12 protein-coding genes and 1 pseudogene are annotated in these 12451 nt (G+C 62.7%); 8 read left to right on the top strand and 5 right to left on the bottom strand.

The annotated features are described in order from the left end of the window. The first annotated feature begins 83 nt into the window (after nt 1-83). Nucleotides 84-776, top strand: a complete 693-nt coding sequence (locus N5J71_RS11260) for a thiolase family protein (protein WP_003461351.1) — start codon at nt 84-86, stop codon at nt 774-776. Here N5J71_RS11260 and N5J71_RS11255 read toward each other — a convergent pair. Together N5J71_RS11255 and N5J71_RS11250 are read right to left on the bottom strand one after the other, a co-directional pair. Beyond that, a pseudogene (locus N5J71_RS11255) lies at nt 680-1409 on the bottom strand (IS5 family transposase); the annotation flags it as partial. The gene N5J71_RS11260 and the pseudogene N5J71_RS11255 sit on opposite strands and share 97 nt — an antisense overlap. Before the next feature lie 89 nt (nt 1410-1498). Continuing rightward, complete coding sequence (locus tag N5J71_RS11250) at nt 1499-1909, bottom strand: acyl-CoA thioesterase (protein WP_084340754.1); 411 nt, start codon at nt 1907-1909, stop codon at nt 1499-1501. A gap of 104 nt (nt 1910-2013) precedes the next feature. Between N5J71_RS11250 and N5J71_RS11245 the strand changes: the two genes are divergently transcribed. Further along, nucleotides 2014-2718 (top strand): MlaA family lipoprotein, encoded by a 705-nt coding sequence (locus tag N5J71_RS11245; protein ID WP_116618540.1) that lies wholly within the window; start codon nt 2014-2016, stop codon nt 2716-2718. Between the two features lie 57 nt (nt 2719-2775). Here the strand turns inward: N5J71_RS11245 and N5J71_RS11240 are convergent, their stop codons facing one another. Further along, entirely contained in the window at nt 2776-3075 is a 300-nt protein-coding gene (locus N5J71_RS11240) for a PilZ domain-containing protein (protein WP_003461356.1), read from the bottom strand. A 216-nt stretch (nt 3076-3291) separates the two neighbouring features. Between N5J71_RS11240 and rssB the strand changes: the two genes are divergently transcribed. Together rssB and rssC are read left to right on the top strand one after the other, a co-directional pair. Beyond that, nucleotides 3292-4476, top strand: coding sequence for a two-component system response regulator RssB (gene rssB / locus N5J71_RS11235; protein ID WP_003461357.1), 1185 nt, complete (start codon nt 3292-3294; stop codon nt 4474-4476). Between the two features lie 8 nt (nt 4477-4484). Continuing rightward, a complete protein-coding gene (gene rssC, locus N5J71_RS11230) occupies nt 4485-4967 on the top strand; it encodes an anti-sigma factor antagonist RssC (RefSeq protein ID WP_026088796.1) in 483 nt (160 codons plus the stop codon). Between the two features lie 131 nt (nt 4968-5098). Here rssC and tal read toward each other — a convergent pair whose 3' ends face one another. Then, entirely contained in the window at nt 5099-6025 is a 927-nt protein-coding gene (gene tal / locus N5J71_RS11225; protein WP_003461359.1) for a transaldolase, read from the bottom strand. 195 nt (nt 6026-6220) lie between these two features. Here tal and N5J71_RS11220 point away from each other — a divergent pair, with 195 nt between their 5' ends. Next, nucleotides 6221-6505, top strand: a complete 285-nt coding sequence (locus N5J71_RS11220; RefSeq protein WP_003461360.1) for a hypothetical protein — start codon at nt 6221-6223, stop codon at nt 6503-6505. Nucleotides 6506-6515: 10 nt separating this feature from the next. Here N5J71_RS11220 and dusA read toward each other — a convergent pair whose 3' ends face one another. Continuing rightward, a complete protein-coding gene (gene dusA, locus N5J71_RS11215) occupies nt 6516-7508 on the bottom strand; it encodes a tRNA dihydrouridine(20/20a) synthase DusA (protein ID WP_074856068.1) in 993 nt (330 codons plus the stop codon). Nucleotides 7509-7693: 185 nt separating this feature from the next. Between dusA and pqqF the strand changes: the two genes are divergently transcribed. From pqqF to N5J71_RS11200, 3 genes are all read left to right on the top strand, one after another. After that, on the top strand, nt 7694-10075 hold the full coding sequence (gene pqqF / locus N5J71_RS11210; protein ID WP_279916857.1) for a pyrroloquinoline quinone biosynthesis protein PqqF: 2382 nt from the start codon (nt 7694-7696) through the stop codon (nt 10073-10075). Between the two features lie 426 nt (nt 10076-10501). Continuing rightward, nucleotides 10502-11686, top strand: a complete 1185-nt coding sequence (locus N5J71_RS11205; protein WP_074855999.1) for a porin — start codon at nt 10502-10504, stop codon at nt 11684-11686. A gap of 258 nt (nt 11687-11944) precedes the next feature. After that, nucleotides 11945-12337: a hypothetical protein gene (locus N5J71_RS11200; protein WP_074856001.1), complete on the top strand. Its 393-nt coding sequence runs from the start codon at nt 11945-11947 to the stop codon at nt 12335-12337. The last annotated feature ends 114 nt before the right edge of the window (nt 12338-12451 follow it).

The following is a 12451-nucleotide window of genomic DNA, read 5'->3' as shown; positions in this document are numbered from 1 at the left end:
AGAGGGGGCCAGGATTTCATTCGGGGCGCCCCAGCAGAAATTTCCCGGAGTGCATCCGGGGTACGCAATTGAAGGTGAAACTCATGAATCAGCAACTCGATCCCATTGTCATCGTCAGCGCCGCCCGCACCCCATGGGTGGTTTTCTCGGCGACAGACCCTAGGCGCCGCCGAACTGGGCGCCGCCGCCATCCGCTCGACCCGGAGCGCGCCGGGCTTGCGGCCGAGGCGGTGGACACGGTGCTGATGGGCTGCGTGTTGCAGGCCGGCCAGGGCCAGGCACCGGCGCGCCAGGCGGCGTTGGGCGCAGGGTTGAGCCAGGCGGTGCAGTGCACCACGCTGAACAAGATGTGTGGCTCCGGCATGCAGGCGCTGATGCTCGGCCATGACCAGTTGCTGGCCGGTAGCAGCGAAGTGCTGGTGGCCGGCGGCATGGAGAGCATGTCCAACGCGCCGTATCTGCTGACGCGTGCCCGTGGTGGTTATCGCATGGGCCATGGTCAGGTGCCCGACCACATGTTCCTCGACGGCCTGGAGGACGCCTTCGAGCGCGGCCGGCTGATGGGCACCTTCGCCGAGGATTGTGCGCAGCAGTATCGCTTCAGTCGTGAGGAGCAGGATGCCTATGCCCTGGAGTCGCTGCACCGCGCCCAGCAGGCGATAACGGAAGGCCGCTTCGCCAGTGCGGCTTCACGTTCGCTACGGCCGCCGGCCAAACTGACATGGGCACTGCGCACCAGGCCGCTGCGATGCTCCATCAGCACATGCCCCATGTAGCTCAGCTGCGCGCCGGTGTTGTGGCTCTTGCGGTATAGCCGGGCATCCGGATCGCTGGTCGAGGCGTGGGTGTCGTTGCTGCGTTTCTGCCCTTTGAAGTCCGGCTGGGCATTGCGCGGCCCGGGCTCCTGGTCATCCGGAGAGTCGTCCTTGGGGCGGAAGCTCTTCTGTGAGGCCCACGCCTGCAGCAGGGTGCCGTCGACCGAGAAGTGCTCATCCGACATCAGTCCCTGCTTCTCGGCCAGGCGCACCACTTCGCTCAGAAACTCGGCGGCCACGGTGAGCATTGAGGCGGTCACGGTTCTTCGAGAACACCGAGTGATCCCACACCGGGTCGTCAATGGCCAGGCCGACGAACCAGCGAAAAAGCAGGTTGTAGCCCAGTTGCTCCATGAGCATGCGCTCGCTGCGCAGCGAGTAGAGCAGCTGCAGCAATTGCGCCCGCATCAGCTTCTCCGGGGCAATCGAGGTGCGGCCGGTGTCGGCATACAAGGTGTCGAACAGGGCACTCATCCGTTGCAGAGCGGTGTTGGCCAGCTTGCGGATAGCGCGCAGGGGATGATTCACCGGCACGAAGTCATCGAGCTTGGCGACAGTGAACAGGGACACCTGGGTGATATCGGCTCCACGCATGGAAATCGAGGGCTCCGGCAGATTGGAGCCGATATCGTAAACCACACGCCGCAAAACCAGACAGGGCGTGGGCGAATTTCAACAAGCTGCTAGGTGACGTTGAACAGGCCGCGTACATGCTTCGGCAGGGCCACCGACCTGCCGCTTTCATGATCGATCCACACCAGCTTGCAGTAACCCTCACCATAGACCGTGAGCGGGTCTTCGGCGGTGGTCAGCCGGTGTGCGATCACCAGGCTGCTGCGTCCCACCGCGCCAGCCCGCAGTTCCACCACCACGGTGGCGGGGTGGATCACCGGTTTCAGGTAGGTGTGCTGGGTCTGCAGCACCACCGGACCGAACGGCACGTTGCTCATGGCTACGCCGGCCAGCTCGAACCAGGCGACACGGGCTTCTTCCAGGTACTGCATGTAGATGATGTTGTTGACGTGCCCGTAGCTGTCCATATCGCCCCAGCGTACGGGGATGTGTGCCGTGTGCAGCAAGGTTTCGTCGGTCATGGCTTTTCTTCGCTATGCTGCCCAATCAGGGCTCCAGGCTTTATACTACGCGGCATTCGGCCCGCTGGCGGTGGCCACATTGTTTTCCTCAAGGAGAGATTTAAATGCATGTGATCGGTGCTCGCTGGATCGCGCGCCTGTGTGGCCTGATGGCCCTCGTCGGCCTGAGCCTGCTGCCTGCGATGAGTCAGGCCGCTTCGGAAGAAGATCCTTGGGAGAGTTTCAATCGCCCCATCTTCCGCTTCAACGATACCGTCGACACCTATGCGCTGAAGCCGATCGCCCAGGGTTACCGGGCTGTCACGCCGCAGTTTCTCGAAGATGGCGTGCACAACGTCTTCGGCAATATCGGCGACGTTGGCAACCTGGCCAACAACCTGCTGCAGGGCAAGTTGCACAACGCCGGCGTCGATACCGGTCGCCTGATCTTCAACACCACCTTCGGTGTGCTGGGCTTCTTCGACGTGGCCAAGCACATGGGCCTGCAGAAGAGCAACGAAGATTTCGGTCAGACCCTGGGTGTCTGGGGTTTGGAAAGCGGCCCGTATCTGGTCATCCCGTTTCTTGGCCCAAGCACCGTGCGCGACGCTGCCGGGCGTGTACCGGATAGCTTCCTGACCCCCTATCCGTACATCGACCATGTGCCGACCCGCAACGTCACTCGTGGCGTACAGGTGGTCGACACCCGTGCCAATCTGCTGCAGGCCGAGCGACTGGTCAGCGGCGACAAGTACATCTTCATCCGCAACGCCTACCTGCAGAGCCGTGAGTTCAAGGTGAAAGATGGGCAGGTTGAAGACGACTTCTAAGTCCTGATAGATGCAAAAAAGGCGGCTCTAGATCCGCCTTTTTCGTAAATGCAGATTTCAGCTCATGGATATGATTGCCAAGCCCAGCGATTGACGACCGTCGCCCAGATCGCTGATCCGAACCACTTCGGCCTGGGCGTCGAGGCCGGCGAGCTCGCTGTGCTCTGAAGGGATGTGGACCTTGACCTTGTCGCCCATGCTCAGGGCCGCTTCAGCCTCGATTTGTATGCCGGTACTGGAAAGATCCAGGCACAGTGCAGGGATTTCCCGGCCAGCGTGATGGAGGACGACTGCAGCTTCCAGTCGCATGCGGATGTAGTCGCGTTTCTCGCTGTACGCTCGATCATTCTGACTCATGGACCCTGTCCTCGTCTTCTTATGAGCTCTCCCGCGGCTCTTATAACCCTCGTCGATTTGACCTGTAAAGCCGCCGAACGACGACCGGTTCCGGCTTGAATCGGCCGGCAGATGGGAGTACCGTCTGCCCCTTGAAATCGCCCTGGCGCCATAGATGCGGCGCCGCGCCATGGGCAGTGACCAAAATTGCCCTGGCGCAGTTTGCCTGGATACCCCATGCACAAAACCAGTGCCACTCTGCTGATCATCGACGACGACGATGTCGTACGTGCAAGCCTCGCGGCCTACCTCGAGGACAGCGGCTTCAAGGTGTTGCAGGCCAACAACGGTTTGCAGGGGCTGGAAGTGTTCCAGCAGGAAGGCCCCGACCTGATGATCTGCGACCTGCGCATGCCGCAGGTCGACGGTCTTGAACTGATTCGACGTATCAACGCGCTGGGTGTCGAGGTACCGGTGATCGTCGTTTCCGGTGCCGGCGTGATGAACGATGCCGTCGAAGCCCTGCGTCTCGGCGCTGCCGACTACCTGATCAAACCTCTCGAAGACCTGGCGGTGCTGGAGCACTCGGTGCGTCGCGCGCTGGATCGTGCGCGTCTGCGCGTCGAGAACCAGCTCTATCGCGAGAAGCTGGAGGCGACCAATCGTGAGCTCCAGGCCAGCCTGCATCTATTGCAGGAGGACCAGAACGCCGGCCGTCAGGTACAGATGAACATGCTGCCAGTGACGCCCTGGCAGGCCGATGGCCTGAACTTCGCGCACCTGATCATTCCGTCGCTGTACCTGTCCGGTGACTTCGTCGATTACTTCCGTATCGACGAGCGCCGCATCGCGTTCTACCTGGCCGATGTCTCCGGCCATGGGGCGTCCTCGGCATTCGTCACCGTGCTGCTCAAGTTCATGACCACGCGCCTGCTCTACGAGTGGCGGCGTGGCGGTACGCTGCCGCAGTTCAAGCCCTCGGATGTGCTCGGTCACATCAACCGCGGCCTGATCAACTGTAAGCTGGGCAAACACGTGACCATGCTCGGCGGCGTGATCGACGAGGAGAGCGGCATGCTCACCTACAGCATCGGCGGGCATCTACCATTGCCGGTGCTGTTCGAGAATGGTCAGGCGCGTTACTTGGAAGGCCGCGGTCTGCCGGTCGGCCTTTTCGAAGAAGCCGAATACGGCGATCTGGTGATGCAGTTGCCTGAGTCTTTCAGCCTGACCCTGCTCTCCGACGGCATTCTCGACCTGTTGCCCGGCGACACGCTGAAAGAGAAGGAATTGGCGCTGCCACAACTGGTTAGCCAGGCTGGCGGTACGCTGGGCGGTTTGCGTCAAGTTCTCGGTCTGGCCAATCTGGGCGAGATGCCGGATGATATCGCCTTGCTGGTGTTGAGCAGGAACCTTGCATGAATCCTGGGATAAGCCCCGGTCGCATCCAATTCGCCGAGCAGGATGGAACCTTCGTCCTGAAGTTTGTCGGTGAAGTCCGTCTGACGCTGTGTTCAGCTCTGGATGCCACGATTGAAAAGATTTTCACCGCGTTGAATTTTTCGGCCATCGTCATCGACTTGACTGAAACGCGCAGTATCGACAGCACGACTCTCGGTTTGCTGGCGAAATTGTCCATTCTGTCGCGGCAGAAGGTGGGCCTGTTGCCGACCGTTGTCACCACTCACGACGACATCACCCGTTTGCTGGAGTCCATGGGTTTCGATCAGGTGTTCAACATCGTCGATCGGCCGATTCCCTGCCCGGATTGTCTGGATGATCTGCCTTCGCAGGATCAGTCCGAAGAGGTGGTGAAGGCCAAGGTGCTGGAAGCGCACCGCATTCTGATGGGGCTCAACGACTCCAACCGCGAGGCCTTTCACGATTTGGTCAGCGCGCTCGAGCGGCACTGATCGATTGTTTTCCGTAGGGTGCGCTGCGCGCACCGATATCTGCCGAGAAAGTCGTTGGTGCGCACAACGCGCTCTACTTTCTAACTCGCGATGAAAAGGGGCGTCAGCCAAGCTGACGCCCCCTTTGTCATTCAGGCCTTGGCGGCCAGCAGGGCTTCGAGTTTCTCCTGATCGCGGGCGAACAGGCGGATGCCTTCGGCCAGTTTCTCGGTGGCCATGGCGTCTTCGTTCAGCGCCCAGCGGAAGCCGCCTTCATCGAGGCTCTGGCGAGGTTCGCCGTTAGCACCCAGGGCGAGCTGGCGACTCAGTTGGCCATCGTCCTCAGCCAGTTTCTGCAGCAGGTCGGGGCTGATGGTCAGGCGGTCGCAACCAGCCAACGCTTCGATCTGACCAAGATTGCGGAAGCTTGCCCCCATCACCACGGTGTCGTAGCCGTTTGCCTTGTAGTAGTCGTAGATGCGCGTGACCGATTGCACGCCAGGATCATCGTTGCCTACGAAATCACGGCCCTCGGCCTTCTTGTACCAATCGTAGATGCGCCCCACGAACGGCGAGATGAGGAATATGCCGGCATCGGCGCAGGCCTGTGCCTGGGCGAAGGCGAACAGCAGCGTCAGGTTGGTCTGCACGCCGGCTTTTTCCAACTGCTCGGCGGCGCGGATGCCTTCCCAGGTCGAAGCTATCTTGATCAGTACGCGATCGCGGCCAATACCCGCTTTTTCGTAAAGGCCGATCAGGCGCTCGGCGCGGCGCAGGGTCGCGTCGGTGTCGAACGACAGGCGCGCATCGACTTCGGTGGAAATGCGCCCCGGAATGACCTTGAGGATCTCCTGGCCGACGGCCACCGCGAAGTGATCGCAGGCCAATCCCAGGTCTCCCTTGCCGGCACTCACTGCCTGATTCAACAGATCGGCATAGCGGGGTAGGGCCGCCGCCTTGAGCAGCAGCGAGGGGTTGGTGGTGGCATCCACCGGTTGCAGGCGGGCGATGGCGTCGAGGTCACCGGTGTCAGCGACTACGGTAGTGAACTGCTTGAGTTGTTCCAGCTTGGAGGTCATGACGAGGCCTTGTCGTTGCAGATGGCATGACCTTACCCGAGGCGCTGCAAGCGCTCAACGGTCGGGTCACTGACAAAATTTACCTTTTCGGGCTGCGCTTTTCGCTGGCTCGTTCGTCTTTAGTAATGACGGTACGTGAGAACGTACCGAAGTCGGTGGAGTCCGACTTTAGACGAGCTGCCAAGGAGCCCGAACATGTCGACCCAAACCCTGCTTTCTCGTTCAGTTTCCGCAGGCCTGGATACGCGTCAGTGCCGTGAGTGGCTGCAGGCCGCCGGGCTGCGCCTCAGCATGCCCCGGCTCAAGGTGGTGGAGGCGCTGTGCAGCGCCAATGACGAGCAGGAAATATCCGCGCGCGCACTCCACCAGCAATTGAGTGAGGCCGGCGAACCGCTGTCGCTGGTCAGCGTGCGCCAGGTGCTGCGCAGCAGGAGGAGAATGGCCTGGTGCAGACGACGGGGCGTAGCCGCTATCGTCTGAGCGCGCCGGATCAATGACCGCGTAGCAGTTCGGCTGCCTGATCGAGCAGCGCCAGCGGGTCTTGCACCTTGTGAATGTCCACCGACAGCAACTGGCGGAAGCGCCGCGCACCTGGGAAGCCTTGAGCCAGGCCCAGCACGTGACGGCTGACGTGATGCAGGGTGCCGCCCTCGCGCAGATGCTGTTCGACGTAGGGTTTGAGTGCGAGCAGGGCGTCCATGCGGGTAATGCCCGCGTCCGCGGCGCCGAACAGGCGACTGTCCACCTGCGCCAGCAGATAGGGATTGTGATAGGCCTCGCGGCCGAGCATCACGCCGTCGAAGGTCTGCAGGTGCTGCTCGCATTCCTCAAGGGTCTTGATGCCGCCGTTGAGGATGATCTCCAGGTCGGGGAAGTCCTGCTTGAGTTGGGCAGCCACGTCGTAACGCAGCGGCGGGATCTCGCGGTTTTCCTTTGGCGACAGGCCTTCGAGGATGGCGATACGCGCATGCACGGTGAAGCTGCGGCAACCGGCATCACGCACCTGGCCGACGAAATCGCACAGCTCGGCGTAACTGTCACGGCCATTGATGCCGATGCGGTGCTTGACCGTCACCGGGATGTTCACGGCGTCCTGCATGGCCTTGACGCAGTCGGCTACCAGCGCCGGATGGCCCATCAGGCAGGCGCCGATCATGTTGTTCTGCACCCGATCGCTGGGGCAACCAACGTTCAGGTTCACTTCGTCATAGCCATGCTCTTCGGCCATCTTCGCGCAGGTCGCCAGGTCCTGCGGGTTGCTGCCGCCCAACTGCAGGGCAATCGGATGTTCGCACTCGCTGTAACGCAGGAAACGTTCGCGGTCGCCATGGATCAGCGCGCCGGTGGTGACCATCTCGGTGTAGAGCAGGGCATGACGCGACAGCTGGCGGAGAAAGAACCGGCAGTGACGGTCCGTCCAGTCCATCATCGGGGCGACGGAGAAGCGGCGGGACAGGGCGAGGCGGTTGGAATCCTGGGACATGGGGCGCTGTGACGGACTGAAAAAGGCTGCGTATTCTAACAGCAAGCCCGCGCGGGACGGGCTTTTGTTGCCGGCCATAGGAGGGCTTTTGTACCAATGTGTCGGCTTGTCTAGGCCAAAAGCAGCATTGCCGGACCGTGGTGCAAGGGGGCACGCTTGGCGGCAAGCTGCCCAGAGAACCATCGATGTCTGATCAAGCTCCCGTTACCCGGCGACTGGCCAATGGCGCCGAGCTGCGAGCGCAGCAGCAGCTTTGGGCGCAGCAGGTTGGGGTGTGCCTGCGTGTGGCCGCCGGCAGTCATGACGAGCCGCCAGCCTATCCGGGCCTGGCGCACTTTCTCGAACATCTGCTGTTTCTCGGCAGTCGCGATTACCCGGTCGATCAGGGTTTGATGGCCTTCGTCCAGCGCCATGGCGGGCTGGTCAATGCCTCGACCCAGGCGCGGCACACCGATTTCGTCTGTGAGGTGCCGTCCGAGCTGCTGCAGCCGGCGCTGACGCGTCTGCTGGATATGCTTGGCCAGCCGTTGCTGGCGCTCGACGCGCAGCTGCGCGAGCGCGAGGTGTTGCACGCCGAATATCAGGCGCGCAGCCAGGATGCCGACAGTCGCATCGATCATGCTCTGGGTCAGGCGCTCGCCGCCGGGCATCGCTGCAGCGCGTTCCTGGCCGGTGATCGCAGCACGCTGGCTGTGGAGTCGGCGGAATTTCAGCGAGCGCTGCGTGATCATCATCAGCACCACTACCAGGCTCGGCATATGAGGCTGACTCTGGTCGGGCCACAACCGGCCGAGCAGTTGCTGGATATTGCCGAGGCGCTGCTTGGAGCGTTACCCGCAGGCGAGGGCGACGCCTGTTCCGCTCCGCCGCTGGACCTGCTGCCGCTGCGAGCGCCGTGCCTGCGCCTGCAGCACAGTCGCTCAGGTGTGCACTTGGGCGTTGCCGTGCAGCTCGACACCCATCACCTGAATGCGTCGTTGGATCTGGTGCTGGACGCTTTGCAGGACCCTGCGCCCGGCGGCTTGCTCGACGGCTTGCGTGAATTGCAGCTGTGCCGGCAGTTGCAGGCGCGGGTGCTGTATCAGGACGGAGGGCAGTGTCTGCTGCGCCTGGACTTTCCTGGCGCCACCGCGGAGCAGGGCGCCGCGTTGCGCGATGCCGTGCAGAGTTGGGCCGAGCAGTTGCAGGGCGATGCAGATTGGTCATTGCGGCTGTTGCACCAACAGCAGGCAGCAGCGCTCAGGTTGCTTGGGCTAAGCCCGTTGGCGGCGGCCAGGGAGCTACAGTCGCCTGCTCAGGACGATAGCCACACCTTGCGCGATCTGAATGCCTTGCTGGTTTGTCTGGCTCGTGGTGAGGGGCTGATCGAACTGCAGTGCGGCGAGCAGGCGCAGCCGCTGTGGCCGGCAATCGGATTGGATTTGCCATTGCAGGCTTTGCCGATGCCATCACCAACTCCAATTCCGAACCACCCGTGGCGGCTGCCTGGCGATGATCTGTTACTGGCCGGCGCTGCCGTGGCATCGGCCGTTTTGCCATTGGCCGCGCTACGACATCATCCGGGGCAGGTCGAGGGCGGGCCGGCTGCGCTTTACTGGCGAGGCCCTTGTGCGGCGGCGGGCGACGCTGCGGCCATCGAAGCGGGATTGCTGGCGCGCAGCGCCGATCTGCGCTGGCGCGGTGAGCGGCTTGGCATTGCCTGCCAGCTGAGCGTACAAGTTGCTGGCTGGAGCCTTTCATTGCGCGGGCCGGCACCACTATTGCCGACCTTCAGTGCTTTGCTGCTACCGCTGCTGTTGGCCACGCTGGATGAACCAGTCGAGCCCGCTTCCCAGGGCATGTTGTTGCGGGCGCTGTTGCAGCGTTTGCCGCAGCTCTGCGAGCTGCCCAAGACCTCGCGGCTGGAAGGGCTGAGTGTTGGGCTTGGGGTGTGCGAACAGGCACAACTGGCCGAGCTGTGCGTAGCGGTCGAGGCGCTTGCGGATCTGCCGCCAATGCCCCGTATCGCGACCGGGATCGACTGGCAGCAGGTTGCGCAGCCGGGTACGGATGCCGCGTTGTTGCTGTTTTGTCCCTTGCCTGCCGGCGATGCCTGCACCGAGGCTGCCTGGCGTCTGCTTGGCCAGGTGCTGCAGGGGCGTTTCTATCAGCGCCTGCGTGGTGAGCTGCAACTGGGTTACGCGCTGTTCGCCGGTTTCCGTCAGGTCGAGGGCTGCCGGGGGTTGTTGTTTGCCCTGCAGTCACCGGTTTGCGGAGCGGCCGGGATCTTCGAGCATATCCGCGCTTTTCTGGACGAGCAGCGGCAGTCGCTCGCCCAGCTGGACGACGAGACTGTGTCACGTTATCGCGATGCCTTGCTGCCGGCGCTGAGTCCGGCCAAGGCCAACCTGGCGCGTGCCGAGCAGCTTTGGCAACTGCATCTGGCGGGCTTGCCCGAGGCGCATCTGCAGCGGGTGCAGCTGGCGCTGACAGCCCTGACCAAAAACGATCTGCTCCAGGCTCATGAGCAGTTGCTAAGCGCCCGCGACTGGCGCGTGCTCGCCAGCGGAGCGCCGTCGCCGGCCTAGGCTGCGTTCTCTTCAGCGCTCCTTGCGCGACTGCGCGCGAATTTCCAACGCCCTTTTTCTGCAGGAGCCCCGGTCCGGTGCAAGACTCTGGCTTTGCGTCGTTCTTTCGATTCGCCGCGGGGCGCGGCTCCTACAGGGTGAGGCAGTGTCTGGTGCTTGTGTAGGAGCCCCGACCCGGGGCGAAGCCTTGTGCAGCTGCGCCGCTCGTTACTGGCGCATGTCTACGCCCTAGGGCTGGCCCGGTACTAATACCTTTCTCCCGCTACCGGTAGCAGGTCGGTCGCGAGTCGGCGGAAGCGCGACGGTAGCGCCCGGCCAAAGCAGCAGCGAATCGCTGCCAAGGCAGCGTATGGCCCGCCGGACCCGCTTTCGATAATCGCCTCCGACACGACTGCCCTGGCGGTCGCCACTCAAGCGGAGAGCGTTATGCACAACAACAAGATCGCCATCACTCGACTTCTGCCCCTGACCCTGGCCACCGCCGTCGCTCTGGCGACCGCGCAGCAGGCCGCCGCCGAGATCGTCCTGTACGACAAGGACGACACCACTTTCTCCACCGACGGTTATATCAACGCCTTCTACGTCAACAGCGACGTGGATCGTGACGGCGAGCAATTCGACCGTCGCCAGTCGCGGGTGAAGATGGGCTTTCTGCCCAACTGGATCGGCTTCAACTTCGGCAAGCAGATCGACGGGCTCAAGCTGACCGGTCGCTCGTCCTTCTGGGTCACCATCAACGACAGCGAAACCAACGGCACCGACACCGCCATCGATGTGCGCCAGTTCTACGGCACCGTTTCCAGCCCGGAATGGGGCGAGGTGCTGGTGGGTAAGGACTTCGGTCTGTTCTCGCGCTCCAACATCTTCCTCGACGAGCTGCTGGCCGGTTACGGCAACGTCTCCGACACCCTCGGCCTGGTGGACGGCAACGGCGTTTCGTTCGGCAACATCGGCACTGGCTACCCGTACCCGTTCCCGACCTCGCAGATCACCTACCGCAACAACAACCTGGCCGAAGGCCTGCGTGTGGCCGTGGGCATCATGGACCCGGTCGACACCAACGACGACAGCGCCACCGGCAAGGCCTACCAGGAAAATCCGCGCTTCGAATCGGAAGTCAGCTACCAGTTCGATCTTGGCGGCTCGACCATCTACACCTGGGTCAACGGCGCCTACCAGACCTCCGAGAACACCGACGACAGCGTCGACAAGGTCACCTCCAAGGGCCTCGGCTATGGCGTGCAGGCCAAGTTCGGCGGCCTGTCTCTGACCGGCTCGGGATTCCAGGCCAAGGGCATCAACCCCTTCTTCACCAACAACCTGGGTGAGCCGACCCTGCGTGACATCGACAGCGACGGCTATCTGCTGCAGGGCTCCTACACCTGGGGCAAGAACCGCGTGGCGCTGTCCTACGGCAAGACCGAGGACGACGGCAACGGCCTGGGTGTGGCGGCGGACTACGAGACCCGTGGCATCGCCTATTTCCGCACCATCAACGACAACCTCAAGCTGGTCGCCGAGTACAACCAGTACCAGATCGATGCCGCCGCCGGCAGCGGTCTGAACGAGGACACCGACACCTTCGCCGTCGGTGCGGTGCTCAGCTGGTAAGCCATACGGCTTGCGGACGACGGGAGGCCCAAGGGCCTCCCGTTCTTTTCGAGCCTGTTCACGATCTGCTGCGCGTCGGCGCTACTGCGTTAAAAACAAGCTGGATCGCCAGCCCGGTCGGAATGCTCATGTGCAAAAGTACAGTCGCCCGCGACCTCGGCCGCTCCTCGCTTGTTTTTGCGGGGCCGCCATCGGTGTTGTATCGCTCTAGCTCGCCAGATCGTGAACAGACTCTCAGGGATCGAAAGGAAGAATTCAATGATCGGACTCTGGAGCGAATCGGCTCAAACCTATCTGCTGGTACTGGCGATCAGCACTACGCTGGTCTTTGCGCTGCCCATCTTCCTCGTGCCGCTGGCCTGGGCGCGCCTGATGCGTTGGCGCATTCCGCAGGACATCGACCTGGCGGTGTATTTCGGGCGCTGTCTGGGCGCCTTCATCCTCATCGTCGAAGCGCTGATGCTGCGCGCCGCGCTGACCGGTGAAGCGCTGCACACCACCTTCGAGGTGCTGGCCGCGGTGGCCCTGCTGATGGTGCTGGTGCATGTGCATGGCGCGATCAAGCGCATCCAGCCGTGGACGGAAACCCTGGAGATCGGCTTTTACGCCGGAATGTTCGTGCTGAACCTGATGTTCTGGCCGGCCCTGTAAGAACACTGGTGCGCACGGCGCAGCAGTTTGTAGGGCGGGTGCAACCCGCCGTTGCCCACTGGCGGGTTGCACCCGCCCTACATATTGAATTGCCCATGTATGGCGTGAGCGGGG

Origin of the sequence: Ectopseudomonas oleovorans, from assembly GCF_029845265.1 — a bacterium.
In the GTDB taxonomy this organism is placed as follows: domain Bacteria; phylum Pseudomonadota; class Gammaproteobacteria; order Pseudomonadales; family Pseudomonadaceae; genus Aquipseudomonas; species Aquipseudomonas oleovorans.
The sequence above is the reverse complement of the archived record's forward strand: the minus strand, read 5'-3'. Positions and strand labels throughout refer to the sequence as shown.

Coding starts and splice junctions, on each gene's coding strand:
- N5J71_RS11260 (WP_003461351.1), top strand. CDS start 84: ATGAATCAGCAACTCGATCCCATTGTCATCGTCAGCGCCGCCCGCACC.
- N5J71_RS11250 (WP_084340754.1), bottom strand. CDS start 1,909: ATGACCGACGAAACCTTGCTGCACACGGCACACATCCCCGTACGCTGG.
- N5J71_RS11245 (WP_116618540.1), top strand. CDS start 2,014: ATGCATGTGATCGGTGCTCGCTGGATCGCGCGCCTGTGTGGCCTGATG.
- N5J71_RS11240 (WP_003461356.1), bottom strand. CDS start 3,075: ATGAGTCAGAATGATCGAGCGTACAGCGAGAAACGCGACTACATCCGC.
- rssB (WP_003461357.1), top strand. CDS start 3,292: ATGCACAAAACCAGTGCCACTCTGCTGATCATCGACGACGACGATGTC.
- tal (WP_003461359.1), bottom strand. CDS start 6,025: ATGACCTCCAAGCTGGAACAACTCAAGCAGTTCACTACCGTAGTCGCT.
- N5J71_RS11220 (WP_003461360.1), top strand. CDS start 6,221: ATGTCGACCCAAACCCTGCTTTCTCGTTCAGTTTCCGCAGGCCTGGAT.
- dusA (WP_074856068.1), bottom strand. CDS start 7,508: ATGTCCCAGGATTCCAACCGCCTCGCCCTGTCCCGCCGCTTCTCCGTC.
- pqqF (WP_279916857.1), top strand. CDS start 7,694: ATGTCTGATCAAGCTCCCGTTACCCGGCGACTGGCCAATGGCGCCGAG.
- N5J71_RS11205 (WP_074855999.1), top strand. CDS start 10,502: ATGCACAACAACAAGATCGCCATCACTCGACTTCTGCCCCTGACCCTG.
- N5J71_RS11200 (WP_074856001.1), top strand. CDS start 11,945: ATGATCGGACTCTGGAGCGAATCGGCTCAAACCTATCTGCTGGTACTG.